This is a genomic window from Nocardia sp. NPDC055165, from assembly GCF_053606985.1.
Window position 1 is genome coordinate 451203 of sequence record NZ_JBSGSS010000003.1, and the last position, 26634, is coordinate 477836.

At 70.1% G+C, this 26634-nt stretch carries 20 protein-coding genes; 8 read left to right on the top strand and 12 right to left on the bottom strand.

Features of this window, described 5'->3' with window-relative positions; translation table 11 throughout:
* Nucleotides 1-209: 209 nt before the first annotated feature.
* From ACWFRF_RS08870 to ACWFRF_RS08885, 4 genes are all read right to left on the bottom strand, one after another.
* The gene (locus ACWFRF_RS08870; RefSeq protein WP_452449399.1) at nt 210-1433 is read right to left on the bottom strand and encodes a cytochrome P450 family protein; all 1224 of its coding nucleotides are present in this window, start codon (nt 1431-1433) and stop codon (nt 210-212) included.
* Between the two features lie 89 nt (nt 1434-1522).
* Nucleotides 1523-2374: an alpha/beta fold hydrolase gene (locus tag ACWFRF_RS08875; RefSeq protein WP_452449402.1), complete on the bottom strand. Its 852-nt coding sequence runs from the start codon at nt 2372-2374 to the stop codon at nt 1523-1525.
* Nucleotides 2375-2395: 21 nt separating this feature from the next.
* Entirely contained in the window at nt 2396-2842 is a 447-nt protein-coding gene (locus tag ACWFRF_RS08880; protein WP_378988382.1) for a PaaI family thioesterase, read from the bottom strand.
* Nucleotides 2843-3011: 169 nt separating this feature from the next.
* Nucleotides 3012-3998, bottom strand: a complete 987-nt coding sequence (locus ACWFRF_RS08885) for a zinc-binding dehydrogenase (RefSeq protein WP_452449404.1) — start codon at nt 3996-3998, stop codon at nt 3012-3014.
* Nucleotides 3999-4205: 207 nt separating this feature from the next.
* Here ACWFRF_RS08885 and ACWFRF_RS08890 point away from each other — a divergent pair, with 207 nt between their 5' ends.
* Nucleotides 4206-5423, top strand: a complete 1218-nt coding sequence (locus ACWFRF_RS08890; protein ID WP_452449406.1) for a DUF418 domain-containing protein — start codon at nt 4206-4208, stop codon at nt 5421-5423.
* A 145-nt stretch (nt 5424-5568) separates the two neighbouring features.
* Here ACWFRF_RS08890 and ACWFRF_RS08895 read toward each other — a convergent pair whose 3' ends face one another.
* The 3 genes from ACWFRF_RS08895 to ACWFRF_RS08905 all read right to left on the bottom strand — a co-directional run bounded on the left by ACWFRF_RS08895 (nt 5569) and on the right by ACWFRF_RS08905 (nt 8069).
* Nucleotides 5569-6243, bottom strand: a complete 675-nt coding sequence (locus ACWFRF_RS08895) for a class I SAM-dependent methyltransferase (protein WP_379314721.1) — start codon at nt 6241-6243, stop codon at nt 5569-5571.
* 149 nt (nt 6244-6392) lie between these two features.
* Nucleotides 6393-7364 (bottom strand): zinc-binding dehydrogenase, encoded by a 972-nt coding sequence (locus ACWFRF_RS08900; RefSeq protein WP_452449408.1) that lies wholly within the window; start codon nt 7362-7364, stop codon nt 6393-6395.
* A gap of 33 nt (nt 7365-7397) precedes the next feature.
* Nucleotides 7398-8069 (bottom strand): TetR/AcrR family transcriptional regulator, encoded by a 672-nt coding sequence (locus tag ACWFRF_RS08905; protein WP_452449410.1) that lies wholly within the window; start codon nt 8067-8069, stop codon nt 7398-7400.
* A 91-nt stretch (nt 8070-8160) separates the two neighbouring features.
* Here ACWFRF_RS08905 and ACWFRF_RS08910 point away from each other — a divergent pair, with 91 nt between their 5' ends.
* The 4 genes from ACWFRF_RS08910 (at nt 8161) to ACWFRF_RS08925 (ending at nt 11812) form a co-directional block, all read left to right on the top strand.
* Entirely contained in the window at nt 8161-9648 is a 1488-nt protein-coding gene (locus ACWFRF_RS08910; RefSeq protein ID WP_452449412.1) for an MFS transporter, read from the top strand.
* Between the two features lie 116 nt (nt 9649-9764).
* The gene (locus tag ACWFRF_RS08915; protein ID WP_452449414.1) at nt 9765-10415 is read left to right on the top strand and encodes an urease accessory protein UreF; all 651 of its coding nucleotides are present in this window, start codon (nt 9765-9767) and stop codon (nt 10413-10415) included.
* A 31-nt stretch (nt 10416-10446) separates the two neighbouring features.
* Complete coding sequence (gene ureG, locus ACWFRF_RS08920; RefSeq protein ID WP_379315716.1) at nt 10447-11154, top strand: urease accessory protein UreG; 708 nt, start codon at nt 10447-10449, stop codon at nt 11152-11154.
* Entirely contained in the window at nt 11144-11812 is a 669-nt protein-coding gene (locus ACWFRF_RS08925) for an urease accessory protein UreD (protein ID WP_452449416.1), read from the top strand. Before ureG ends, ACWFRF_RS08925 begins: the two co-directional genes overlap by 11 nt.
* A gap of 61 nt (nt 11813-11873) precedes the next feature.
* Here ACWFRF_RS08925 and ACWFRF_RS08930 read toward each other — a convergent pair whose 3' ends face one another.
* The 4 genes from ACWFRF_RS08930 to ACWFRF_RS08945 form a co-directional block, all read right to left on the bottom strand.
* On the bottom strand, nt 11874-12653 hold the full coding sequence (locus ACWFRF_RS08930; protein WP_387443165.1) for a hypothetical protein: 780 nt from the start codon (nt 12651-12653) through the stop codon (nt 11874-11876).
* A 205-nt stretch (nt 12654-12858) separates the two neighbouring features.
* Nucleotides 12859-14280, bottom strand: coding sequence for an NAD(P)/FAD-dependent oxidoreductase (locus tag ACWFRF_RS08935; RefSeq protein WP_378988360.1), 1422 nt, complete (start codon nt 14278-14280; stop codon nt 12859-12861).
* A gap of 158 nt (nt 14281-14438) precedes the next feature.
* Nucleotides 14439-15335: a serine hydrolase gene (locus ACWFRF_RS08940; protein ID WP_379316740.1), complete on the bottom strand. Its 897-nt coding sequence runs from the start codon at nt 15333-15335 to the stop codon at nt 14439-14441.
* A gap of 118 nt (nt 15336-15453) precedes the next feature.
* Nucleotides 15454-15660: a hypothetical protein gene (locus ACWFRF_RS08945; protein WP_378627280.1), complete on the bottom strand. Its 207-nt coding sequence runs from the start codon at nt 15658-15660 to the stop codon at nt 15454-15456.
* Nucleotides 15661-15849: 189 nt separating this feature from the next.
* On the opposite strand from ACWFRF_RS08945, the gene recC reads away from it, so the two are divergent.
* Genes recC through recD form a run of 3 tightly spaced genes read left to right on the top strand, consistent with a single transcriptional unit; the run spans nt 15850 to nt 24589 of the window.
* Nucleotides 15850-19299, top strand: coding sequence for an exodeoxyribonuclease V subunit gamma (gene recC / locus ACWFRF_RS08950; RefSeq protein ID WP_452449419.1), 3450 nt, complete (start codon nt 15850-15852; stop codon nt 19297-19299).
* Nucleotides 19296-22658 (top strand): UvrD-helicase domain-containing protein, encoded by a 3363-nt coding sequence (locus ACWFRF_RS08955; RefSeq protein ID WP_452449421.1) that lies wholly within the window; start codon nt 19296-19298, stop codon nt 22656-22658. The genes recC and ACWFRF_RS08955 overlap by 4 nt, the downstream gene beginning before the upstream one ends.
* Complete coding sequence (recD, locus tag ACWFRF_RS08960) at nt 22655-24589, top strand: exodeoxyribonuclease V subunit alpha (protein ID WP_387443171.1); 1935 nt, start codon at nt 22655-22657, stop codon at nt 24587-24589. The genes ACWFRF_RS08955 and recD overlap by 4 nt, the downstream gene beginning before the upstream one ends.
* 49 nt (nt 24590-24638) lie before the next feature.
* On the opposite strand, the gene ACWFRF_RS08965 is transcribed toward recD, so the two are convergent.
* Nucleotides 24639-26567 (bottom strand): DUF4153 domain-containing protein, encoded by a 1929-nt coding sequence (locus ACWFRF_RS08965; RefSeq protein WP_452449423.1) that lies wholly within the window; start codon nt 26565-26567, stop codon nt 24639-24641.
* Nucleotides 26568-26634: the final 67 nt, after the last annotated feature.

Genomic DNA, 26634 nt, shown 5'->3' on the forward strand with positions numbered 1-26634 from the left:
GTCGAGCCCGCCACGGCCCCCGCGCCGGGGCGATAGTGAACGTCGATCGGTCCAATCATCTCGACCCCACCGACCCACGAACCGCACCATCGGTGCTCGTCGTGGTCGTCAGTCGTTGGTGGGGTTCGGCGAGGCTGTCACCGGGTGATCGGCCGATGGTGGAAAGTCCACCCGGGCGCCGATCTACATCGTGGTGGCGGTCAGCGGCCTCAGCGCAGCCGGACCGGTAGTTCGAGTAGGCCCCGGATGAGGGTGCTGGTTTGCCAGCGGAGGTCGGCGGTGGGGGCGAGGGTCAGGTCGGGGTAGCGGTGCAGGAGTGCGGTGAAGGCGATTTCGGCTTCTACGCGGGCCAAGGGGGCGCCGACGCAGAAATGGATGCCGTGGCCGAAGGCGAGGTGGCCGGCGGTGGGAGTGTCGGTGGCGAGGGTGTCGGGGGCGGCGAAGCGGGCGGGGTCGCGGTTGGCGGCCGAGAGGGCGACGTAGACGATCTCGCCTGCGGGGATCTCGGTGTCGCCCAGCGTGACCGGTTCCGCGGTATAGCGGGCGGTGGCCATGTCGACGGGGCCGTCGAAGCGCAGGAATTCCTCGATCGCGGCGGGGACACCGGTGGGGTCGGCGCGCAGGGCCTGCCACTGCTCGGGGTTGCGGAGCAGGGCGAGGACGCCGTTGCCGATGAGGTTCACCGTGGTCTCGTGGCCCGCGACCAGCAGCAGGAACGCCATCGACACCAGTTCCTGATCGGTGAGCCGATCGCCCTCCTCGTCCGCGAGGACCAGTTGGGACAGCAGATCCTCGGCGGGTGCGGACTGCTTGGTGCGCACCAGCTTCGCGAGATAGCCGACCATCGCGGCCGACGCGGCGGGACGCTCGTCCTGCTCGCCCTCGCCCACCACCGTGACCAGGGCCTTGGTCCAGGCTTGGAAATCCGCGCGATCCTCGAACGCGACACCGAGCAGCTCGCAGATCACGGTCACCGGAAGGGGATTGGCGAAATCGTTCATCAGATCGACCTCGTCGCGATCACCCATCGCATCCAGCAGCGACGCGGTGATCTGCTCGATACGTGGTCGCAGCAGGGCGACCTGGCGGCTGGTGAAAGCCTTGTTCACGAGCTTGCGCAGGCGGGTGTGCGCGGGCGGGTCGGTGCCGAGCATATGGCTCAGGAGCGCGACGATATTCGGGTCCGTCGCCGTGGTGTCGCGCTTGGTGTGCAGGATCGCGTTGATCTGCACGGCGTCCTTGCCCAAGCGCGGATCGGCGAGCGCGATCTTGGCTTCGGGATAGCCGACGACCACCCAGCGCACGACATCGTCGGGGAAGCGAACCCGATGGACGGGGCCCTCGGCGCGCCACCGGCGGTACTGCGCGTGCGGATCGTCGAAGAAGTCGGCGCCGATGGACTCGACAGGGGCGGAAGCGGTGAGGTCGGCCATCGAATCGACGGTACCCGCGCCGGGCCGAACGCGCATCGACCGTACACACCGGAAGCACGGAAAGCCCTGTGACGAACACGAATTCGCGATCAGGTGGTGCGTGGCTCCGTCGTCGAGGTACTCGACTCGACCGATGCCAGGAAATCCCGAAGGAGTTCGGTGACGGCCTCCGGTTGTTCGAGGGAACTCGAGTGACCGCACGCGGGGATCGTGTGGAGCCGGGCATGCGGGATGAGCGCGGCGATCTGGCGGGCATGCGGGAGCGGGGTGGCGGCGTCGTCCGCGCCGACGATGATCTGGGTGGGGACGGTGATCGCCGCGAGTTCGCCGTCGACGGCGCCGCGTTCGGTGACACCGTGGACGGCGTTGCGGGTGCCGATACGATCGATTCCGGCCAGGCGACGCGACCACTCGCGGACGACTTCCTTGCCGGTGCCGGAAGCCCGAAACGAGGGGCCGAACAGGTGCGTGGCCACCCGGCCGGCGATGGGGCGGATGCCGAGCCAGCGCAGCGCCAGGGCCAGCCGGTGGTATTCGCCGATCTTGGCGGGATCCTCGGCCTGAGCGCTGGTGTCGAGAAGCGTGAGCGATCGCAGGAGTTCGCCGTGCCTGGCGGCCAGTCGTTGGCCGACGAAGCCGCCCATGGACAGCCCGACCCAGTGCACGGGGCCCGCGTCGAGAGCGCGGATCACCCCCACCGCGTCGGCAGCGAGAGTGTCCATGTCATAGCCGCCTGCGGTGGGTGGGGTATCGCCCTGACCGCGCCAGTCGAGGGTGACGCATCGGTAGTCGCCTTGCAGGGCCTCGAGCTGGGCGCGAAACATCCAGCCACCGAACAACAATCCGTGGCCGAAGACCACGGTGGCGGCGTCGGGTGTGCCCGAGGGAGCGCCGGTGTCGGTATAGGAGATCGGAACACCGTCGAGAGTGATGATCGGCATGGGGTCGCTCGCCGCCGGTACTCAGGCCGCCGCGAGGCGAACGTTGCGCATCGTCACCAGCGCGGTGGCACACAGGATTTCGCCGGATTCCTCCACCGAGAACACGTCGGCGGCGGCGATCGTGAGCAGTGCGCCCGGCTTGATCACCCGGCCGCGGGCGACCACGTTCGGCCCTTTGGCGGGCGCGAGAATCTTCACGGTGTAGTCGATGGTCATGTTCACCCAGCCTGCGGGCAGCAGCGTGCCAGCGGCCGAGCCGGCGGCGAAATCGGCGAGCGAGCCGAGGACGCCGCCCTGGAAATAGCCGTCGTGCTGGGTGAGTTCGCGCCGGTGTGGTTGCACGATCTCGACGTCGCCGGGCTCGACCCGGCTGAAGTGGAAACCCAGGTGCGCGGCGGCGGGCATGGACAGCACGACGCTGGGGACCAGCTGTGCGAAGTCGGGATTGGGGGCCTGTGCTGCGGTCATCGGCTCAGTCCTCTGCTCGGCAGCGGCGCGGCGTCGCCGCTGCTCCTGCGGCGAATCCTGCCCGCTGACGGCGCGCGGGAACAGCCCATCGCGGAAATTTCGCCTGCTGTTGGGAGTCCGGAAAGAGTTCGGCCGGGCGAGTGGCGCGTTCACCCGCCCGGCCGAGCGTTCAGCGAGTTCCGGCGTGCAGGACCACTTTGCCGTTGCGGCCGGGAGTTTCGGACACCACCGCGGCCTCGGCGGCCTGCGCGAGCGCGAAATCGGCCTGGACATCCAGTCGCAGGGTGCCGTCGGCGGCGAGGGTGACGAGTTCGGTGATCAACCGCACGTAGTCGGCCCGGTCGATGTCGGAACTGCGCTGCTGGCCCCAGAATCCTTTCACCACAGCCTGTTTGAAGATGACGGCGCCGGTGTCGATGATCAGTGGTTTGCCCGACAGCGCGCCGAAGGAGATCAGTTCGCCGCGCGGGGCGAGTAGTGCCATCAGATCACCCGCGGCCGGACCGCTGACCTGGTCGACGGCGCGCACGATCGGTTCGCCACCGGTGATGTCGGCCCCCGTGGCGAGCCAGCCCACCGATTCGGTGTCGAGCACGGGACCGTAGCCGAGCTTTTCCAGCGCCTGCACCGACGACTGGCCGCGGACCAGGCTCAGCACCCGCACTCCGCGTTCCTTCGCGAACAGGTTGAGCAGGCGACCGACCGCGCCGTTGGCGGCGTTCACGACGATCCACTCACCGGCCCGCACCTGGAGATCGTCGAGCAGCATCAGGGCGCTCAGCGGCATGGCGAGCAGCTGGCAGGCGGTCTCGTCGGGCACGGAATCCGGCATCGGCACCGCTTGTTCGGCGCGGACGACGAAGGAATCCGCCCAGGCGCCACGGACGCCGGCGATCGCCACCCGCTGACCGACCTGAAGTGCGTCGACACCGGGGCCGACCGCGTCGACGACGCCGGCCGCCTCGGTTCCGGGGATCGCGGGCAGCGGCGGCCGATAGCCGTAGACGCCGCGGATGATCGCCAGATCGTGGTTGTGGATCGGCGACAGCGACATCGCGATCCGCACCTCACCCGCGCCGGGCTCGGGGGTTGGCGCCTGCTGTGCGGTGAGCACATCCTTCGGTTCGCCGAATTCATCGATGACAACTGCCTGCATGTCCGCCTCCGTGGTGGTTGCGAGTCCCTGCCGAGCGTGATCGTGCTCCATTGTGGCACCGTGACGGGCGCGGGTGGCTCAGGGATGCCCATGGTCGGACCCGGCTGTCAATACCTCGCAGGGCTGAGAGCGGGTCACTCCGACAGGGCGTCGAAATAGCTCGCACGGTGGACGAATGTGACCGGGAGGCGTGCGTACCCTCGGTGCATGGCAGACGCGCTCGGAACACGCTCGCCCGCAGTGCGATCCGGATCGCGGATCGCCGAGGTCGACATCCTGCGTGGGTTCGCCCTGTTCGGGATCCTGATCACCAACGTGGTCGTGGCGACCTCGCTGTGGTCGGTGGTAGGCACGCGCGAGGATCCGGTACTGCGTTTCGGCGGCACCGTCGATCTGCTGGTACGGGCCACCGTCGACGCGCTGTTCGCCGGGCGGTTCTACCTGCTGTTCGCGTTTCTGTTCGGGTACTCGTTCACGTTGCAGATCGCGGCGGCCCAGCGTGCGGGGGCTTCGCCGGTGCGGCGGTTGCTGCGGCGGTGTGCCGCGCTGATGGCGATCGGACTCGTCCACGTCTACCTGCTGTGGATCGGCGACATCCTCACCCTGTACGCGTTCCTGTGCCTGACCCTCATCGCGCTGCGTAAGTTGCGGCCGCGGACCGCGGTGATCACCGGTGTGGTGCTGTACGCGACGTGGTCGGCGTGGAGCTTCCTGCCCGGCAGTACCGGTCTTCTCGCCTTCGGCGAGCTCGTCGACCTGCCCGCGATATCGGCCGACTACACCGCGGATTTCGCATCGACGTTCTCCGCGCAGACGGCCATCGCGCCGGTGTTCCTGTTGCTGATCTGGTTCAGTCAGGGCGTACCGAGCCTGGCGATGTTCCTGATCGGCATGGCGGCGGGCAAACGCAACCTGTTCGCGGATCCGGATACGCTGCGCCGCTGGTCCTTACGCGCACTCGTGATCGGCTTCGGCATCGGTGTTCCGATCTCGGCGATGACCTTCGCCGAGTCGATGACCTGGTGGCACGCCCCCGCGGTGATCCACGGCCTGCAAATGCTGGTGAACCCGTTCATGACGTTCGCCTATGTCGCCGCGGTCCTGCTCGCCGCGCAGTCCGCACGCCTTGGCCGCTGCACCGCCCTGCTCGCCCCGGCCGGGCGCATGGCCGCCACCAACTACATCGGGCAATCCGTGGTGCTGATGCTCGTCTACACCGGATACGGCCTAGCCCTCGCCGATGACATCGCACCCCTGGGCGTCATCGCGATCGCCCTGCTCACCTTCGCCGCCCAGCTCGCGTTCAGCGCCTGGTGGCTACGCGGTCATTCGTACGGCCCGGTGGAGTGGTTGCTCCGCGCCGCGACCTACCTGACCGTCCCGACGTGGCGTCGCCCCGTACAGAACGCTGCGCCCGGCGTCTGAGGCGCCGATTCGGCGCTCTACCGTCTGGGGGACGGCGACATTCTCACGCTGTACGCGGCCCTGGGCCTGGTCTTGATCGCGATTCGCGCGCTCGGTCCGCGTTCGGCCGCCCCCGCGGACCGCTCCTGCCTGGCGTTGCCCGGTGTCAGTCGGCGGTGCGCGGCGGGCGGTGGAACTCCGCCCGCCAGCGGTGCAGACCTGAGGCGTCGGCACGGGAGACGGTTTCGACCCGGACCGGGGTCAGGTCGGAGGCGGTGAAAGAGTCGATGTCGGCGCGGGTGAGCGGCCAGGGCGGGCCGGCGGTCGCGGGGGTCTGGCTGATGTCGGCGATCACGAGCAGGGTCGCGCCGGGCGCGAGGAGGTCTCGGATACCGGTGATGGCGTGGGCGCGGACGTCCAGGGGCAAGGATTGAACGGTGATCGACTCGACGACCAGGTCGAAGGCGTGGAGCCAGGTCGGCGGCGGGTGGAGGAGGTCGGCAACCTTGTAGGTGACGGGGGAATGCGGGAATCGGGCACGGGCGCCACGGATCGCGGTGGGGGAGATGTCGAAGGCCGTGGTTCGGATACCTTGGGAGGCAACGAATTCGGCGTCGATGCCGTATCCGCAGCCGATCACCACGGCCCGCGCTCCCTGAGGCAGGGTGGCGGTGCGGAGCCAGTCGACCAGCAGGGGATTGGGGACGTCGCGATCCCACGGAACCACCGAGGTCCCCGCGGCGGCCGCGGCGTAAAGCGGTTCGAACCATCCGGTCGGATCGTTCGCGGCCAGCGACTGAGCGGCGAGGCGACGATCGGCGGGCGGCTGCGCGTCGGTCATAGGTCCAGTCTTCACCACCGACCCTCGCCCCGTCGTCCGACATTCGGGGACGCGCCCGACGACCGGTGAGCTGGTCGGTTGATCATCAGGCCCGGGTACCGGAGATTCCGGCCGGATCACCACCGCCGGAGCCCGATGATCTCGACCTGTCAGGGGATCAACACGACTTTGCCTGTGGTGGAGCGGGATTCGAGAGCGTGGTGGGCGGTGGCGGCCTCGGCCAGTGGGAATTCGGTCACTGCGGGACGGAACAAGCCGGTGCCCGCGCCGGCCAGGGCGCGTTCGGACAGGACGCGCAGGTCACCGCCCGCCCGCTGGATCATCGGCGGGCCGAGCACGGTTTCGGAGGTGATGCCGCGAGCGGCGGTGTCCACCTGTGCCGGAGCGCCCGCCGACCAGCCGAAAACCAGGTGGGCGCCGCCGGGGCCGAGCAGGTCTACGGCGGCTTCGGCGACCGGCCCGCCGACGCCGTCGAACACGACGGTCGCGGCTCGGCCGCCCAGCTGGGCGCGTACCTTCGCCGGCCAATCCGGCAGTGTGTAGTCGACCGCGATATCGGCGCCGTCGGCTCGCGCCATCGCCACCTTGTCCGGTCCACCCGCGAGCCCGACCACTGTGGCGCCCGCGGCGACGGCGTACTGGACCAGCAGGGTGCCGATCCCGCCGGCCGCCGCGGTCACCACCGCGATGCTGTCGGCATCGAGTTCGGTGAACTGGAGAATGCCCAGCGCCGTGCGACCGGTGCCGACCATCGCGACGGCGGCGCTGAAGCTCACGCCGTCCGCAACGGCAAGGAGGCGTTCGGCTTCGGTGACCGCGAGCTCGGCATAGCCGCCGGGTGCGGTGCCCAGGTGGGCGACGACACGCGTACCGAGCAGGGCGCCGTCGACACCGTCGCCGACGCGGTCCACGACTCCGGCGACCTCGCGGCCGGGGACCGTCGGTAGCTCGGGTACCGGGTACGGGCCCGGCTCACCACGGCGCAACGCGGTGCCGACGAGGTGGACCCCGCAGGCCGCCACGTCGATGCGGACCTGACCCGGGCCCGGTGCCGGATCCGGCATCGACGCGTAGCGCAGGTTCTCGGCGGGACCGAACTCGTGGAGCTGAATCGCATGCATGAGGTCAGTGTTCAACCTGAACGGTGCTCGAGGTCAAGCGCGACGGGCGGCCCGTGCGGCGAAACCGTCGCACAGCGCTTCGAGGCCGAGGAACAGCAGGTCCTCGGAGGTCAGGTCGCTGACCCCGGCGCCTTCGAGCTCTGCCAGCGCCGGCGGGACGGGGAAGGAGGGTGTGCCCTCGAGGAGATCGCGCAGTCCGTTGGTGTCGTCGGTGGCGGTGCGCTTCTCGGCAAGCAGTGCGCCGCCGACCACCGGCAAGCTGGCGCCGGAGATGTAGTTCCAGACGGAGAATCCCATCGTGGTGGCCTCGCGGGCGGTCACGTCGAGTTCGCGCAGGCCTTCGACCAGCCATGCCAGGCTGGTCAGGCCTTGCGGGCCGAAGCTGTAGCGGGGGACCGCGAAAGTGAGCAGCACCCACGGATGCTGCTGATAGAGCTCCCAATCGATCTCCGCGGCGATGCGCACCCGGTCGCGCCACGTCCACCCGCGACCGGCGGGATCGGGGTAGGGGTGCCGGGCGGCGATCTCGTCGGTCATGGCCGCGATGAGTTCGTCCTTGTTCGCCACGTGCCGGTACAGCGACATGGTGCCCACATCGAGGCGGTCGGCGATGCGGCGCATCGATACCGCGTCGAGTCCGTCGGCGTCGGCGAGGGCGATCGCGGCGTCGACGATCGCGGTGCGGGTGAGCTTCGTCTCGGTCATCCCATGACTCGTTTTCGTAATACAACCTTCATGCGTACACTGTACCCAGCTCGCGCGTACGGCGTACGCACAACCTCGGAAGGATGTCGGAATGACGAAGCTGGAACCGGCGGTGCCCACCGCAGTCGCCGGTGGACGCCGCGCATGGCTCGGATTGGGCGTGCTGCTGCTGCCGGTGCTGCTGGTGTCGATGGACATCTCGGTGCTCTTCCTTGCCATGCCGACCCTCACGGCCGACCTGGATCCCACCGCGTCGCAACAACTCTGGATCCTCGACATCTACGGGTTCATGCTCGCCGGTCTGCTCATCACCATGGGCAACCTCGGCGACCGGATCGGCCGACGCAACATCCTGCTCGCCGGCGCCGCCATCTTCGGCGTCGCGTCGGTGCTCGCCGCGTTCGCCCCCACCGCGCCGATCCTCATCGCGGCCCGCGTACTCATGGGCATCGGCGGGGCGACGCTGTTGCCGTCGAGCCTGGCGCTGATCTCCACCCTGTTCCCCGACACCCGGCAACGGGCCACCGCGATCGGGATCTGGACCGCGTTCTTCGCCGGTGGTTCGGCGGTCGGGCCGATCATCGGCGGTGTCCTGCTGCACCACTTCTGGTGGGGCTCGGTATTCCTGATCAACATCCCGGTCCTGGCGATCCTGCTGATCTTCGGGCCGATCCTGCTGCCCGAACATCGCTCCGCGGCCCTGGGGCCGATCGATCTGCCCAGTGTCGCGCTGTCGATCGGCGGCATCCTGCCGTTGATCTACGGCATCAAACACATCGCCGCCGAAGGCCTGGACGCGGTGTCGCTGGTGATCGCGATGATCGGCGTCGGGCTGCTCGTACTGTTCGTGCGCAGGCAGCGTCACCTCGCGGAACCGCTACTCGACCTGTCGTTGTTCACGCGGCCGCTGTTCCGGGTGGCGATCGGGGCCAGCATGGCGGGCATGATGTCGCTCGCCGCGCTGAGCTACCTGACCAGCATCTACCTGCAGTCGGTCACCGGGCGTGACCCGCTGGCCGCCGCGCTGCTCGGCATTCCGATGGCGATCGCGGTGTTCGTGTGCTCGATGAGCGGCGCGCGCCTGGGGCTGCGGCTCGGCGTGCGGGCCACGTTCACGCTCGCGCTGCTGCTGTCGGCGATCGGCAACCTGATGTTGCTCGGCGTCGGTGTCGACGGCGGCCTCGGCTGGTACATCGCGGGCTCGGTGATCGCCGGAATCGGGTACGGCTTCTCGTTCACCCTGGTGTCGGATGTCGCGGTGTCGGCGGTGCCGGCCGAGCGGGCGGGTTCGGCGGTCGGGATCTCCGAAACGAGTTTCGAACTCGGCAACGCGCTCGGTCTCGCCCTGCTCGGCTCGGTGGCCGCCCTGGTGTTCCGTTCCGGCGGCGATTTCGGCGAGACCCTGGGCGACACCCTCCTGGAGTCCGCCGGCGACGACGGGCTGATCCACGCGGCCCGCGAATCCTTCGTCAGCGGCATGCACGTCGCGACCGCGGGCGGCGCACTGCTGCTGATCGCGATGGCGGTACTGGCCTGGCGCTCTGCCCGCACCGGCTCGACGACCACCGAGGCGGGCTGAAGCACCCGCGGCCGATCGGCGAGTACGACCACCGGCCGGGGTGATGACCGCCACGGTGTGCCGTGCTGATCGCCCTCACCGGGCAGACGTCCAGGTTCGTTGCATAGGATCGGCGGATGCGAAACGAGGGTGCGACAGGACTGGCGACCTTGCTCGCCCTGGCCGATTCGCGCCTGCCCATCGGTGGACACGTGCACTCCGGCGGCGTCGAGGAAGCGGTGTCGTCGGGGTTGCTGCGCGACAACGCGAGCGTGGAGCTGTATCTGCGGCGCCGGATCTCCACCTCGGGACTGGTCACGGCATCGCTGGCCGCCGCGGTGTGCGGCGGGGCGCTCACGCCCGAACGCGCCGAGCTCGAAGCCGACGCTCGTACGCCGTCACCCGCCGCGCGAACGGCGTCGCGCGCGCAAGGCCGTGGGCTGCTCCGCCTGGCCAAACAGCTGTGGCCGCACCATGATTGGGCCGCGGTAGGCCCGCGCCCGCACCTGTCGACGGTGTTCGGCATGGTCGGCGCCGCGAGCGGAGCGAGCACCGAACAGCTGGCGGGCGTGGTCGTCTACACGACGCTCACCGGCGCCGCCACCGCCGCGCAACGACTGCTCGCCCTCGATCCCGCGGAAATCGCCGCGAGCACCGTGCGCCTGGCCCCGCTGTGCGACCTGATCGCCGCCGAGGCCGCCGTCGGCCTCGCCGCCCTGTCCGATCCGCTGCAGGACGCGCTCGCCGAACGTCACCTCCATCGCGACATGCCGTTGTTCGCGTCCTGACCCCCGTGATTCCGAGAAGAATGGAGCCCCCATGCCTCCCCATCTGATCGATGGCGAACCGCACGATCACAGCCACGACCGGCCCAAGCGCAACCGCACGGCCGGTGAAGCGCTGCGCATCGGCATCGGTGGACCCGTCGGCTCCGGCAAGACCGCGCTGGTGGCGGCCCTGTGCAGGCAGCTGCGCGACGAGCTGTCCCTCGCGGTGCTGACCAACGACATCTACACCACCGAGGACGCGGACTTCCTGCGCCGCCACGCCGTGCTGCCCGACGAGCGGATCACCGCCGTGCAGACCGGTGGCTGCCCGCACACCGCCATCCGCGACGACATCACCGCCAACCTCGACGCCATCGACGATCTCGTCGCGGCCAATCCGCCGCTGGACCTGATCCTGGTGGAATCCGGCGGCGACAATCTCACGGCCACCTTCTCGTCCGGTCTGATCGACGTGCAGATCTTCGTCGTCGACGTGGCAGGCGGCGACAAGGTGCCGCGCAAGGGCGGCCCCGGCGTCACCTTCTCCGACCTGCTCGTGGTGAACAAGACCGACCTCGCCCCGCTGGTCGGCGCCGACCTCGGTGTGATGGAGCGCGACGCCGCCAAGGTCCGCGACGGCCGCCCCACCGCCCTGGTCTCGCTCACCGACGACCCGGCCGCCACCCCGGTCCTGGCCTGGGTGCGCGAGCAGCTGCGGGTCGCCGCCGAGCAGGACGCGGCCACCGGCGTTGCGCACTGAACTGAGCATCGTCGCCGCACCGGGCAGATTGCCCCGCATCGACGCGATCGGCGGCCTGGCCGGGCGGCACACCGGTATCGACACCGTGCACCTGATCGGTACCGCGGCGACCCCGCTCGGCGGGGACGAACTCGACATCACCATCGTCGTGCGCGCCGGCGCGCGGCTGGTGGTTCGTTCGGTGGCGGCGACGATCGCCCTGCCGGGCACGGGCACCATGGTGTCGCACGCGCACTGGCGTTTCGACATCGGCGAAGGCGCCGAACTGGATTTCGATCCGGAACCCACGATCGTGGCCGGTGGCGCACACCATCATGTGGTGACCACGGTCCAGGTGGCGCCCGACGCGCGGCTGCGGCTGCGGGAACGGGTGCAGGTGGGCCGCAGCGGCGAGGACGGCGGTGGGTGGCGCGGTGATCTGCTGGCCGACCTGGGCGAGGTGCCGTTGCTTCGGCACCGGCTCGAGCTCGGCGCGGGTTCGTCGACCGACGATCGGCTGAGCGGGGCCCGTGCGCTCGACAGCGAATTGGTCTACCCGGACCGTCGTCCTGCCTGGTCGGGCAGCGTGGACGAGGTTCGGCTCCCGCTGGCCGCGGGCGGCTCGCTCGCCACCCGCACGAGCAGCCGCCTGCGCGCGCTCGCGTTCGCGCCCGGATAGCTCACGAAAAGGCGGTGGGAGCCGGGCAGCAAGAGCCCGACTCCCACCGCTGGGAATTCGATCAAGCGTTGACGAGCTCGGCGTCGCTGTCGGCGGCCTCGGGGGCCATCCCCCGCGGCGGCGCGAGGAAACCGCTCGCCGCACCCACCGCCGCACCGATACCGGCGCCGACGACCGTGACGGGGATCGACACGGCCATGTACGCGGCCATGCCGCCCAGGATCGGACCCGCGACCAAACCGATCGGCACGAACGGGATTCCGGCGACGAGCCCCGCCAACGCGCCACCCGTGCTCGCCATCATCGCGAACGGGATCGCCACGGTGGAACCGACCGCCGCACCCCTGGCCGCCGAACCGAGGGTCTCGGACGCGATCCGGTCCGAGCGGCTGCGCTCGAGCCCGACCGAGTCGAGGAACGTCGCCAGGTTCGCCTCGGTGTTGGCTGCGGCGTCGTTGATCTGGATCGAGGTGTCCACCGGCACGAAGTCCGGCACCGGAACCTGCTGGTCACCGAAGCGGAACTGGCCCGGCGGCGGCAGGATCGGCGGCACCGGCGCGACCGCGGTCGGTGCGTGCAGCGGTCCCACCGGGGACAGGTAATCCATTTCCGGCCCCGTCCGCGACCACTGCAGCGAACTGCGGGTGTTCGCGGGCATCGGCTGCCCCACGTACGGGGTGGCGTTGGGCGCCACCGCGTCGAACTCCGGTCCGGCCTGATGCTCGGGCTGGGTCACCGCCGCCTGCGCGGGATCGGCATTCGCGGTGCCCGTGCCGATCAGGGCCATGACCAGGGGTACCGCTCCGGCTGCGACGACCGAACCTACCTTCTGTCGCTGCAAGTTCGGCGCCCTGTGTTTCCCCGTCGCCATAGATCACCTTTCATCCTGGGGATTGGTCACACATATGACCTCCGACATTCGGACCGGTGCCCGACTCGGATGGGTCCGAAACGTCGGCAACCCGCAACAGCGGTCGGGGGAAAGGCAACTGGCACGAGAAAGGCCGGGTGGTTCGACGGAACCACCCGGCCTTCGTAGAGCTGTGTCAGCCGATCTTGCGCTGCTCCGCGGTGAGCGGTTCGGCGGTGGCGGGCGGCGCGCCCACGTCGGCCGCGAGTTCCTTGGCCTCCGCCTGATCGGCGTTGACCTCCTCGATCGCGAGCCGCGCGAAGATCCACTGCTCGGTCGCCGCCATCTGACCGCGGTTGCGGCCGAGGAACGACACGAACCAGCCGATCACCGTGACGATTCGGCTGCGATAGCCGACCAGGTAATACAGGTGCAGGGCGAGCCAGGCGAGCCAGGCGAGGAACCCGCTGAACTCGAGCTTGCCGATCTGGCAGACGGCGTCGAACCGCGAGATCGTGGCCATCGAGCCCTTGTTGAAGTACTTGAACGGCTTGCGCTCCTGCGGCGTCTGACCGTGCAGCCCGGCCTTGATCGCCTTGGCCGCGTAGGTCGAACCCTGAATGGCCCCCTGTGCCTGCCCCGGCACACCGGGCACCGACATCAGGTCGCCGACCACGAACACGTTCGGATGGCCCTTGACGGTGAGGTCGGGCTCCACGATGACGCGCCCCGCCCGGTCCACCTCGGTGCCCTCGGATCGCTCGGCGATCATCTTGCCCAGCGGGCTGGCCTGCACGCCCGCCGACCACACCTTGCACACGGCCTCGATGCGGCGGGTGCTGCCGTCGGCGTCCTTGACGATCACGCCGTGCGCGTCGACATCGGTCACCATGGCGTTGAGCTGGATCTCCACACCCATCTTCTCGAGCCGCTTGGCCGCCTTGGCGCCCAGCTTGGGACCCATCGGGCCGAGCACCGCGCCGGCGCCCTCGAGCAGGATGACGCGCGCGTCGCGGGGATCGATGGTGCGGAAGGTGCCGTCGAGGGTCCGGTCGGCGAGCTCGGCGATCTGCCCCGCCAGCTCCACCCCGGTCGGGCCCGCGCCGACGACGATGAACGTCATCAGCCGGTCACGCTCTTCCTGGGTGGTGGCCAGCTCCGCCTGTTCGAAGGAGCCGAGGATGCGCGCGCGCAACTCGAGCGCGTCGTCGATGGTCTTCATGCCGGGCGCGTAAGTGGCGAAGTGGTCGTTGCCGAAGTACGACTGCTGGGCGCCGGTGGCGACGATCAGGCTGTCGTAGGTGGTTTCGGTGTCGCGGTTGAGTAGTCGCGAGGTGACCTTCTTGTTCGCCAGGTCCACGTCGACGACGTCACCGAGCAGCACCTGCGCGTTCTTCTGCTTGCGCAGCACCAGCCGCGTGGCCGGGGCGATCTCGCCGGTCGAGAGGATGCCGGTGGCCACCTGGTACAGCAGCGGCTGGAACAGGTGGGTCGACGTTTTCGAGATGAGCGTGACGTCGACATCGGCTCGGCGCAGGTGCCGGGTGCCGAACAAACCGCCGAACCCGGAACCGATCACCACTACGTGGTGCCGCTTCCCGACAGACTCAGTGCTCATCGTCGCGCTCCTCGACAGACTGGGGTGGGCCCCGCGGTGGTAATGACAGGGGTAACCGTAGTCGGCTCCGGTTGTGACGTCGCAACAAGAACCCGATCGCGGCGTGTGACGCGGTATCTCATCGAAACGACACGATCGACAATACGGGATGCGCCGAGTCAGCGACCTGCGAGAAGGATCTCGGCGACCCGGGTGTCGGTCTCGGCGCCGTCGGTGTATCCGCCTGCTCCGCCGAGCGCGTTCATGATCGACAGGGTGTACCGCTCACCGGCGCCCGCGACGCCGACCGAGTTGACCACCCAGCCGTCGGCTTCGGCCGACCAGCCGTTCTTCAGGCCGGGTCGCATCGAGGCACCCGCGCCCCACACGCCCCAGTGCTGATTGGAGTCGACCGAGCGCATCCGGTCGAGCAGGTAGGCGAGATCGTCGGGGTGCATGGTGTCGAGGATGGTGTTCATCAGCCGATCCAGGTCGGCGGCCGTGCACTTCTGGAACGACCAGTCCGGGAACAGCGCGGTCGTGGTCGGCTGCGGGATCAGGCTGACCATGCCGTAGGCGCGGAACGCGTTGTTGTAGGCCATCCGGTCGAAGCCGATGTACTTCTGCCACAGCACGTCGGTGGCGTGGTCGTTGGAGGTGGCAAGCATCGCTTCGATGTTGAAGCGGTCGTCGGGGGACAGGCCGATGGCGCCGACGCGGGCCCGGTTGAGCAGGTCGGCGGCGATGGCCAGCTTGATCGTGGATGCGGTCCAGACCTGGTTCTCGGCGTGTTCGTTGGCGTAGATGCCACCGGTCTTGCGGTCACGCAGCACGTAGCCGACCACACCGGGACGGCCGGCGAGATAGGCGTCGGCCCGGGCGATCCGGGAGCTCAGGTCGGCGTCGAATCCAGGCACCGACACCTGGGTCAGCGCGGGCGGCGCGGCATGAGCCGGGCCGGTGAGAACAGGGACGCCCGGAGTGAGGGCGGCCGCGGCGGCGAGGAGGCAGGCAGTTGCTGCGACTCGGGAAACGACACGGGTGGAGGGGGAACGGTCACGCACGATGGACCACATTCGCACACCGGGCGCCGCAATGCACTACTTCACCCCAAATCCGGCATCAGGCGCGACAACTCTGCCGAGACGCACGGTTGCCGTCTCTCAGGGTTGTTGCGGCACAGCGCAATTGCTGTCAGTGATGTGCGGCGTGCGGAGTGGCGATGGTGCAGCCGTTGAGGCGATGGCAGTGCTCGAACGCTTCGCCGTGCCGGTCCAGCGGCCACGAATGCAGCACCTGATCAGGCCCGTAGCGCCGGGAATTGATCAGCTCCCAGCGCGCGCCCACTCGACGGACGATGAAGCCGCCACCGGGAACCAGGGGAAACACCTGCGCGATCATGAAACGAAACCAGCCTTTCGCCCGCGGCCGTACTGTCCCACCCGAACCGCCACGATCCCACGCCCGGCGCCGAGGGTGCCGCAGGCGGGGCCGGGACATCTTGCGGTGTGGCGTATTTCACTAGCCCGGTGCAGTGGTGGTCGCGGGGCCGCGCGATTGCGGGTCGGTCGCTGGGCGTATAAACAACGGATGCCGTTGCACCTCCATCGCGCCGAACGCGCCGACGCGCTGGCCGACGGACTGGGGCGTTTGCTGGGTGAGATTCCCGCCGATCCTTTCGCCACGGAAGTGGTCGCGGTTCCGGCCAAGGGGGTGGAGCGCTGGCTGGCGCAACGGTTGTCGGGTGTGCTCGGAGTCGCCGGCGCCGGCGACGGGGTGGCCGCGAATATCGCGTTTCCCGCGCCTGCGGCCCTGGTGGCCGAGGTGCTTGCCGGTGCGAGTGGGGTCGCGCCCACCGACGATCCGTGGGCGGGTCAGCGACTGGTGTGGACGCTGCTGCGGGTGATCGACGAGGTCGCCGACCAGCCCTGGGCGGCCGTCCTGGCTCGGCATCTCGGCCTGCCCGGTACCGATCACCGTCTCGGCAGGCGCTACTCCACGGCCGCCCACCTCGCGTCCCTCTTCGACTCCTATGCCGCGCAACGCCCGCAGGTCCTGCTCGACTGGGCGGCGGGCGCGGACACCGACGGCGCGGGCGGGCCGGTGCCCGACGACCTCGCCTGGCAACCGCGGTTGTGGCGCGCCCTGCGCACCGCCGTGGGCGCCCCGAGCCCGGCCGAACGGCTCGCCGATGCCTGCGCCCACCTGCGCGCCGAACCCGCCTCGATCGACCTGCCCGAGCGGCTCTCCCTGTTCGGGCTCACCCGTCTGCCCGCCGATCAGCTGGCCGTGGTCACCGCGCTCGCCGCCCACCGCGAAGTTCACCTCTGGTCGGCGCACCCGAGTCCGGCGATGTGGGCCGCGCTCGGCCGGGTAGCCGTCGGTATCGAGGTGAGCGAGGCCGCGCCCGTACTCGCGCAGGGTCGCCGCGGCGAATGGGCTGTCGGGGGCGACGGCGCGGCCGACCCGGGCGACGACGCCGTGCGCGCTGATCGCCGTGCGAACGACGCGGTCGTCCGCCCGCGCGCGGACGACCACACCGCGGATCTGGTGTCCCACCCGCTGCTCTCGGGGCTGGCCAGGGATGTGCGGGAACTGGAGCAGCGCCTGAACCCGGTGCTGGACAGCGATATCCACCTCGCCGGCGAGATGGCCGCGCCCACCCTGCTCGGTGCCGTGCAGACCGCTGTTCGCGCGGACCGCGTCCCCGGGATCGGCGCGGTGCCGGACGGCAGCGTCGAGATCCACGCGTGCCACGGCCCGGCGCGGCAGGTGGAAGTGCTGCGGGATCTGCTGCTGAGCACATTCGCGGCGGATCCGGCGCTCGAGCCGCGTGACGTGCTGATCATGTGCCCGGATGTGGAGGCGTTCGCGCCCCTGGTGCGGGCGGCGTTCGGCCAGCGCGGGTCCGGAGTGGATCTGCCGGTCGACGGTGAACACCCGGCGCATCAGTTGCGGGTGCGGCTCGCCGATCGCGGGCGGGCGGTGACCAACCCGATGCTGGCGGTGGTGATCGAACTGCTCGAGCTGGCCGACGGACGCGTCACGGTGACGCAGGTGCTCGACCTGGCGGCGAGCGAAACCGTCCGCCGCCGTTGCGGTTTCGACGACGACGACATCGAACGGCTGCGCGAGTGGGCGGCCGAATCAGGCGCGCGATGGGGGATCGGGCAGCGTCAACGCGAGGCGTTCGGGCTCGCCGATTTCGCCCAGAACACCCTCAACGCCGCGGTGGACCGCATCCTGCTCGGTGTCACCGCCGACGAATCCGGCGACGACTGGCTCGATCTGGCGTTGCCGCTCGATGATGTCGACTCCAACGACGTCGACCTCGCCGGCCGCTTCGCCGAGTTCATCGACCGTCTCGCGGTGTGCCTGCGCGACCTGCGCGGCCCGCGCCCCGCCGCCGAATGGACCGCGGTGCTGCTGCGCGCGGTCGAGCTGCTCACCGACGTGCCCACCGCGCACGCCTGGATCCGCACCGAAGCGCGCCGTGAGATCGTGGCCGCCACCGAACACGCGGGCGACACCCCGCTGCGCCTCGCCGACGTGGCGGTCCTGCTGACCAGCCGCCTGGCGGGCGGCCCCGGCCGCGCGAACTTCCGTACCGGCGAACTTACCGTGTGCACGCTCGTGCCGATGCGGTCGGTGCCCCACCGTGTGGTGGTACTGCTCGGCCTCGACGACGATGTCTTCCCGCGTCCCGGCAGCGTCGACGGTGACGATCTGCTGGCCCGGAACCCGCTGGTCGGCGAACGCGATGCGCGCAGCGAAGACCGGCAACTCCTCCTCGACGCCATCATGGCCGCGGGGGACAGGCTGCTGCTTCTGCACACCGGTGCGGACCCGGTCACCGGTGCCGCCCGTCCGCCCGCTGTCCCCGTCGCCGAACTGCTCGACGTGCTCGCCACCCATGTGGGTCCGGCGGCCATGGACGCCGTCCACCTTCGCCATCCCCTGCAGGCTTTCGACCGGCGCAATTTCGCCCCCGGGAAGCCGCGCAGCTTCGACACCGTCGCCTTGGCCGGTGCCCGCGCCGCCGCGCGCCCGTCCCGGCCGCGTCCACCGCTGCTCACGGCGGCGCTGCCACCTGCTGCCGTCGCGGATGTCGCACTGGCGGAACTGATCTCGTTCGCCGAACACCCGGTGCGCGCGTTCCTGTGGCAGCGGCTCGGCCTGCGGGTACCCGAGGAATCCGAGGACATCGCCGATCAGCTCCCGATCGAACTCGACGGCCTGGCCAAATGGGACCTCGGCGAACGCATGCTGACGGCGCGCCTCACCGGCGCCGACCCGGCCGGGCTTCGGGCCGCCGAATGGCGCCGGGGCACCCTGCCCCCCTTCGGTTTCGGGGCCAGGGTGCTCGACGAAGTGGAGGGCACCGTCGACACCCTCGTGCGGACCGCACTGCCCGACTACGAGGCGCCGCCGCGCGCCGTCGACATCGCCGTCGACCTCGGCAACGGCCGCACCCTCGCGGGCACCGTGCCCGAGGTTCGCGGCGAAACGCTGGTGCGTACCACCTACTCGCGGCTCGCGCCGAAACACCGGCTCGCGTCCTGGGTGTCGCTGCTCGCCCTCGCCGCGACCGAAGACCGCTCGTGGCAGGCGATCAGCACGGGGCGGGGGCAATTCCGCAGCAGGCCGGTGGCCAGATCGGTGATCACCGCACCCGAAGCGCCTGCCGCACTGGCGATCCTGCGTGATCTGGTCCGGTTGCGCGACGAGGGGCTGTGCGAACCGCTGCCCTGCGCGCCCGCCGCCACCGCGGCCTACGCCGAGCGCCGCTTCCGCGGGGACAGCGTCGCCGACGCCCTGCTCGCCGCCGAACACGCCTTCGACGGTGGCCCCAACGGCCCCGACAAGTTCGGCGACCACACCGACCGCTACCTGCGCTACGTCTGGGGCCGCGCACCCCGATTCGCCGGTCTCGCCACCGAAACCAGCCGGCCGGGCGAGCCGGAGAGCACCCACTTCGGTGCCCTCGCGCGCCGCTGGTGGGCGCCGCTGCTCGCCGCCGAAAGTCAGGGACAGCCGTGACGGGAACCGTCTCGGCGCCGACCGCCTTCGATGCCACCGGTCCGCTGCCGCAGGGCACCACGGTGCTCGAGGCCAGCGCGGGCACCGGCAAAACGCACGCGATCGTCGGGCTCGCCGTCCGCTATGTCGCCGAGGCGGGCATCGCGATCACCGAACTGCTCCTCGTCACGTTCAGCCGCGCCGCCACCCAGGAATTGCGCGAACGCACCAGGGACCGTTTCGTCACGGTGGCGACCGCCCTGGCCGAACCCGATACCGCACGGCACCATCAGGACGAGCTCGTCCGCGCGATGGCCGACACCGACCCCGCCACGGTGCGCTTGCGCAGGCACCGATTGCTCACCGCCCTGGCCGATTTCGACGCGGGCACCATCGCCACCACCCACTCGTTCTGCCAGCGGATGCTCGACGAACTCGGCCTGGCAGGCGAACACGATCCCGGCGCTCGGCTGGTCGAATCGGTGGACGAACTGGTCGGCACCGTCGCCGACGACCTGTATCTGGCCCGCTACGCCCGCGACCGCGCCCCGTTCACCCTGCGCGATGCCCATACCCTGGCACTGGCGGCGGTCCACGACCGGCACGCCGACCTCGCCCCGCGCACCGACGGTGCGGCGGGGGAGCGGGTCGCCTTCGCGAGTGCCGTGCGCGCCGAGACCGAACGACGCAAACGCCGTGCGGGACTGCGTGATTTCGACGATCTGCTGGTCCTGCTGCACGACGTGCTGGCCGACGCCGACCACGGGCCGCGCGCCCGCGCCCGGATCAGGCAGCGCTACCGGGTCGCGCTGGTCGACGAGTTCCAGGACACCGATCCGTTGCAGTGGGACATTTTGCGCCTGGCCTTCCATCAACACGCCACCCTCGTCCTGGTCGGCGACCCGAAACAGGCCATCTACGCCTTCCGCGGCGCCGAAGTGCTCAGCTACCTCGACGCCGTGGCGCTGGCCGATCGACGCAGCGAGCTCACCCGCAACTGGCGCAGCGACGCCGGACTGCTGCGCGCCATCGACCACCTGTGTGGCGGTGCGGAATTGGGTCATCCCGAGATCAGCGTCTACCCGGTCACGCCAACGCGGCCGATGACCCGTCTGCACGGTGAGCCGGACGTCATCGCCCCGCTGCGACTCCGGGTGCTCCCACGGACCGGGGCCGGTCCGCGCAATCGGTCGGGGTTCCCGTCGGTGGGCAGGCAGCGGGCCAAGGTGGCTGACGACCTGGCCGCCGATATCGTCACCCTGCTCGAATCCGGTACCACCATCGACGCCAAACCTGTACGCGGCGGGGATCAATCGCTGCGCGAGGTCGGCGACGGCCGGGTGCGCAGGCCGATCGGGCCGGGCGATATCGCGGTACTGGTGCGCACCCGCTCCCAGATCGATGTGGTGCGCGCGGCGCTGGACCGGGTCGGGGTGGCCTCCGTCCTCGCCGGTGGCACCAGTGTCTTCGCGACCGTCGCCGCGACCGATTGGCTGTGGGTGCTGCGGGCCCTGGAACAACCGCATCGTGGTGACCGGGTGCGGCTGGCCGCGTGCACACCGATCCTCGGGGTGAGCGCCGCCGAGATCGACGCGGGCGGTGCGGATCTCGTCGGCCGGGTGTCCACCCAGTTGCGTGACGCCGCACGCTTGTTCGCGCGCGCCGGATTCGCCGCCGTGTTCGACAAGCTCGCCACCGAGACCGACCTCGCGCCCCGCCTGCTGGCGGTGGACAACGGCGAACGCGAACTCACCGACCTGCGCCATCTCGCGCAGCTGCTCGACGAGGTGGCACTGGCCGAGGGGCTCGGCCTGACCGCGCTCACCCGCTGGCTCGCCGACCGTGTGCGCGAGCCGGAGACCGGTAGCGTCAGCGGCCGCAGTCGCCGCCTCGATCGAGACGCGGCGGCCGTGCAGATCGCCACCGTGCACGCCAGCAAAGGCCTCGAATTTCCGATCGTCTACCTGCCTTTCACCTGGGACAGCGCCAAGAATCCGTATCCGGCGACGCTGCTGTTCCACGACGACAACGGCACCAGGGTGCTCGATATCGGCGGCAAGGAGGCGCCCGGGTACGGCGAGCGCCAGTTGCGGTGTGAGGCCGAGGAATCGGGGGAGGAACTGCGGCTGCTGTATGTGGCGCTGACCCGGGCGATGTGCCAAATCGTCGCGTGGTGGGCGCCCGCGGTGACCACCGGCGCCGCGCCGCTGCACCGGATGATGCTGGGCAGGCGCCCGGGATCGGCGCAGGTACCGCGCCGGGCCGAGATTCCCGCCGACACCGCTGCGGCGCAACGGATTTCCGAATGGGCCGCGTCCGCATCGGAGGTGATCTCGGTGACCGTGGTCGACCGTCCCGAGGATGTGGCGCCCCGGCGGGTGCGCTCCGAGCTACCGACCGGCGAGCTGGCGGCCGCGGGGTTCACGCGCGCGCTCGACCAGCAGTGGCGGCGCACGTCGTATTCGGCGCTCACCGCGGGCGCGCACGACGCCCCTGGCGTGGCCGACGAGGAACCCGAGGACGGTCCCGGCCCGGACGACGAGCCGACCGAGGCGCCGATCGACGCTCTGACCGGCAGCACGGCCGACCCGTCGCTGATGAACGACCTGCCCTACGGCGCCGAGTTCGGCACACTGGTCCACGGCGTTCTCGAAACGGTCGACACCTCGGTGCCCGATCTCGCCGCCGAGGTCCACCAGCGCTGTGTCGAGGCGGTAGAGCACACGATGGCCGAGCTCGATGTCGATCTGCTCGCGACCGCGCTGCTCGAAGTTCTGCGTACCCCGGCCGATTTCGGGTCCCTGGCCGCGATCGCGACCCGTGACCGGCTCAACGAACTGGAATTCGAGCTCCCGCTCGGCGGTGGTGATTCACCCGGACCGCGCTCGGCCGGGATGCACGCCGTAGCCGCGCTGCTGCGTACCCACCTGCCCGCCGACGACGACCTCGCCGGTTACGCCGATCATGTTGCCGCACTACCGGATACGGTGCTGCGCGGCTATCTCACCGGCAGTATCGACGCGGTGCTGCGGGTGCCCGATGAGACGGGTGAGCTGCGCTATCTGATCGTGGACTACAAGACCAACCGGCTCGGGACCGGCGACCTCACCGTCGAGCACTATCGCCGCGATCACATGGTCGCGGAGATGATCCGCTCGCACTATCCGCTGCAAGCGCTGCTGTATGCCGTGGCGCTGCACCGGTATCTGCGCTGGCGGCTGCCCGGTTACGACCCCGCTCGCCATCTCGGCGGCGCCAGATACCTGTTCGTGCGGGGCATGATCGGCGCGGCGACCCCACCGGGGCACGGCGTCTTCGATTGGCACCCGTCCGCGGAACTCGTCGTCGCGCTGTCGGATCTCCTCGCGGGGCAGTCATGACGTCTATCCAGGTGGCGCAGCGAGGGACCGGGCTGTTGCGGGTCTTCAATGAAGCGGGAGTCCTGTCGGCGGCGGACGTGCACGTGGCGGTGCGGTTGGGTCGTATGGGGCGCGAGGACAGCGAGGACGTGTTGTTCGCGGCGGCGCTGGCGGTGCGCGCGGTGCGCTCTGGATCGGTGTGTCTCGAGTTGGCCCGGATGCGCGAGATCGGCATCGATGCCGACGAAACCCGCGACAGCGTCACGGGAATCGACCCCGCGACCCTGCCGTGGCCGGACACCGAGCGGGTGCTCACGGCCCTGCGTCGCAGTCCGCTGATCTGCGGTGGGCAGTCAGGTCCGCTGCGCCCGTTGCGGATCGTCGAAGCCGATGCCGAGGGTGGCGCGCTGCTCTACCTCGATCGGTACTACCAGCAGGAGCAGACCCTGCGAAGAGTGCTCACCGAGCGCAGTGCCGACCACCCCGTCATCGAGACCGAACTGGTACGCGCACAACTGGATCGGCTCTTCGCCGACCCGCTCGGCGCGGGTCCCGACCGGCAACGTCTGGCCGCTGCCCTCGCCGCGACCCACTGGACCACCGTCGTCGCCGGTGGACCCGGCACCGGCAAAACCCACACCATCGCCCGGATCCTGGCCCTGCTCACCGCCCATCGCGCCGCCTCGCCGAAACTGCCCGCCTTGCGGATCGCGCTCGCGGCCCCCACGGGTAAAGCGGCGGCCCGCCTGCAGGAAGCGGTTCGCGAACAAGCCGCCGTCCTCGGCCTGCCCGAGCTCACCGCCTCGACCCTGCACCGCCTGCTGGGCTGGCAGCGCGGCCGCACCACCCGCTTCCGCCACCACGAGCACAACCGTCTGCCCTACGACGTCGTCGTGGTCGACGAGACCTCGATGGTGTCGCTGACGATGATGAGCCACCTGTTCTCCGCGCTGCGCCCGGATACTCGCCTCGTGCTCGTCGGCGACCCCGACCAGCTCGCCTCGGTCGACGCGGGCGCCGTGCTGGCCGACCTCGTGGCCGGGCCGGTGAGCGGCGCCCCCAATCCCGCGCTGCGCGAGGTGCTCGGCCTCCACGGCGATGTGGTACCAGGGACTCCCGAAGGATCGCCGGCCGATCCACCCGCGACGCAGGCACACTCGCTGACGGCACTCGAACAGCGGCGGTTGCAGGGCGGGATCGTCCGGTTGACCAGGGGACGGCGATTCGGCGGCCACATCGCCGATCTGGCGGTCGCCGTTCGCGCGGGTGATGCCGATGCGGCGCTGGCGATTCTGCGTGCGGGAGGCGACGATGTGTCGCTGTGCGGCCCCGACGATGTTCGCGCGGTGCGGGCGGACGTCACGACCGCTGCCCTCGCCGTCACGGCCGCCGCCGAGGCGGGTGATGCGATCGGCGCACTGACCGCCCTCGAGTCGCATCGCCTGCTCTGCGCCCACCGTCAGGGTCCGTTCGGTGTGGAACGCTGGGACCGCATGGCAGCCGAGTGGGCCGCAGCAGGCGGTGCGGGACCCGAAGGGCCGCAATCGGTCTGGTACCCCGGCCAGCCGCTGCTGGTCACCGCCAACGACCACGAAGCCCGCATCTACAACGGTGACACCGGCGTCATCATCCGCCGCCCCGACGGCTCGCTGCGCGCCGCGCTTCAGCGCGGCAGCGAGCCCTACCTGGTTCACCCCACCCAATTCCCCGCTGTCGTCACGGTTTTCGCCATGACCATCCACCGTAGCCAGGGTAGCCAGTACGACACCGTCTCGGTCGTGCTGCCGGAACCCGAATCCACGCTGCTCACCAGGGAACTCCTCTACACGGCCATCACCAGGGCGCGCTCCCACGTCCGCGTCATCGGCACCGAGGACGCCATCCGCGCCGCGATCGGCCGCCGGGTCCTGCGAGCCAGCGGACTGTCCAGAACTGTTGCGCCGCAGGGGTAGTGAGTGGTGACGCGCGGTCGCCCGTCACGAGCGACCGCGCCTGCGGTGGTCAGCGGGCTGCGCTGCGAGACCAGTTCCAGGACCACCAGTGGTCGGGGTCGAGGTCGTCGAGAACGGGGGTTTCGATCGGTGTCCGCAGGTGTGCGGGCAGCGGGTCGAGGGCGGGAAGGATATCGGGGGAGAGACTGCTCAGGTAGTCCGCGTCCAGGCGGCCGCTGGTCTGCCAACGGTCGATATTGCGTTCGGCGACAAGATATTCCGGGTTGATCACCGCGAGGGCGATGAGGGTGGCCAGCGCCGTGCCGATCGCGGCGCGCGGCACCCAGCTCCAGCGCAGTCGTGCAATGGCGGCCAGTACGAGAACGTAGACGAGGCCGACCCACAGCTCGCAGGTGGTCACCAGCAGGCGCAGCACGGTGAATCCGTAAGCCTGCTGGTAGGTCCACATCCGGCCCAGCGCGGAGCACACGATCACCAGCGCCAGCACGCTCACCGCGCTCAGCAGGACGCGCAGCGACCGGCGGTCGGCAGCGGTTTCCCGCACCGACCAGTGCAGTACCGCGAGGATCACGGCCAGCGTCAGAATGCTCACCGCCGACAATTGCCAGAAACCGCTGCGAGCGTATTCGGCATAGGTCAGACCGGCGGTGCGCTGCACGTAATCGTCGCCACCGAACAGCGCGACGAACTGCGCGCCGACGAATACCGCGAACAACACGGTCAGTGCCCCGACCGGCAGCATCCACTCACTGCGTGACCACAGTCGCTGCGGCCGCACCGAATCCGTTGCGCGCGAAGGTGGCCCGGCAAGCACATACAGCGCTCCGAGCACACCTACCGTGACGACAGCGAACAAGAAGATCCACTGCCACATCGCCGGGCCGTCCACGGTCGGGACGAGCCCGTTCAGCAGCTTGGCGAAGGTCGCGTCCGCCCCACCGAGCAGCGGCACGAACACCACCAGCAGCGCCGCCGTCGCGGCCACCGAGATCCCGTACCGGCGGACACTCGAGGTCCCCACCGACCGCGACTCCCGCAGCCCCGAGAACGCCCACGGCACCGCCCCGAACGACGCCAACGGCACCGCGAACATGTCGTGCGCGATGCCACGCACACTGCGTCGTCCCAGCACCGCCAGCGACCCGGCGACACACGCCGCGAGCACACACAGCACGAACAGCCAGCCCGCCGCCCGCACCGTTCCCACTCCCAGCAGCACAATCGCGGCTGCCGCCCACCAGGCCCGATCGCCGATCGAGACAGCGCGGGAGGCTGCCACGACGTCGTCGGCGTTGGACGGTGCGAGTGCACCGGCATCTGAAAGTGATAGTGGCTCAGCGTCATTCGTGCTGACTTCGTCGGCCGCAGACGGCACCGGCGTGGACGGAGCCGGCGCGGGTGATGTTTCGGCCGTCGGTGCGGAATCCGAGGTGGGCTCGGATGACGGACCGCCGGACCGGGCGCGATAGTCGACGACGCAGAGAGCTCCGGCGATGGCGGTTCCCGCGATCAGCCAGCCGACGCCGGGACGGTCGAGCGGGATCACCGTGGCGCCGATGATTCCGGCGAGTGCCGCGGCCGGGAGGACACCGGGTGGGCGCGCTACCCGCTGCCAGCGTGGGGGGACAGGGGGAATGGGCGGTGGCAGACTCGGCCACGCTGCGGTTCGTAGGTCGGCGGTCCCCGGCGGGGCGGCCAGCAATTTCGCGAACGAGACCGAGACGGGCGGCGCGGGCGGGTCCGGCGAGGTCTTGGTGAGCACAGCTGTCGCCTGAGTACCGGCGCCAGTCGCATCGCCGCCCACCTGGGGGTCTGCGGCGGTGCTGCCGGAGTCGGGCACGCCGCTCGCGACTGCCTCGCCCGTCGGGTCGGTCGTGGTTGTGGTTGTGGTCGTGTCGGCGGCTCGTGTCGCGGTGTGCTGGTTCTCGGCAGTGCCCTGATCGGGCGTCGGTGCCTCGGATATCGGCTTGTCGGACATAGGTTCCCCTCCTGGAGGTGTGCGGATGCGTCCCGGGACCGAAGTGCCGGGTAGGTGGTTTCGACGT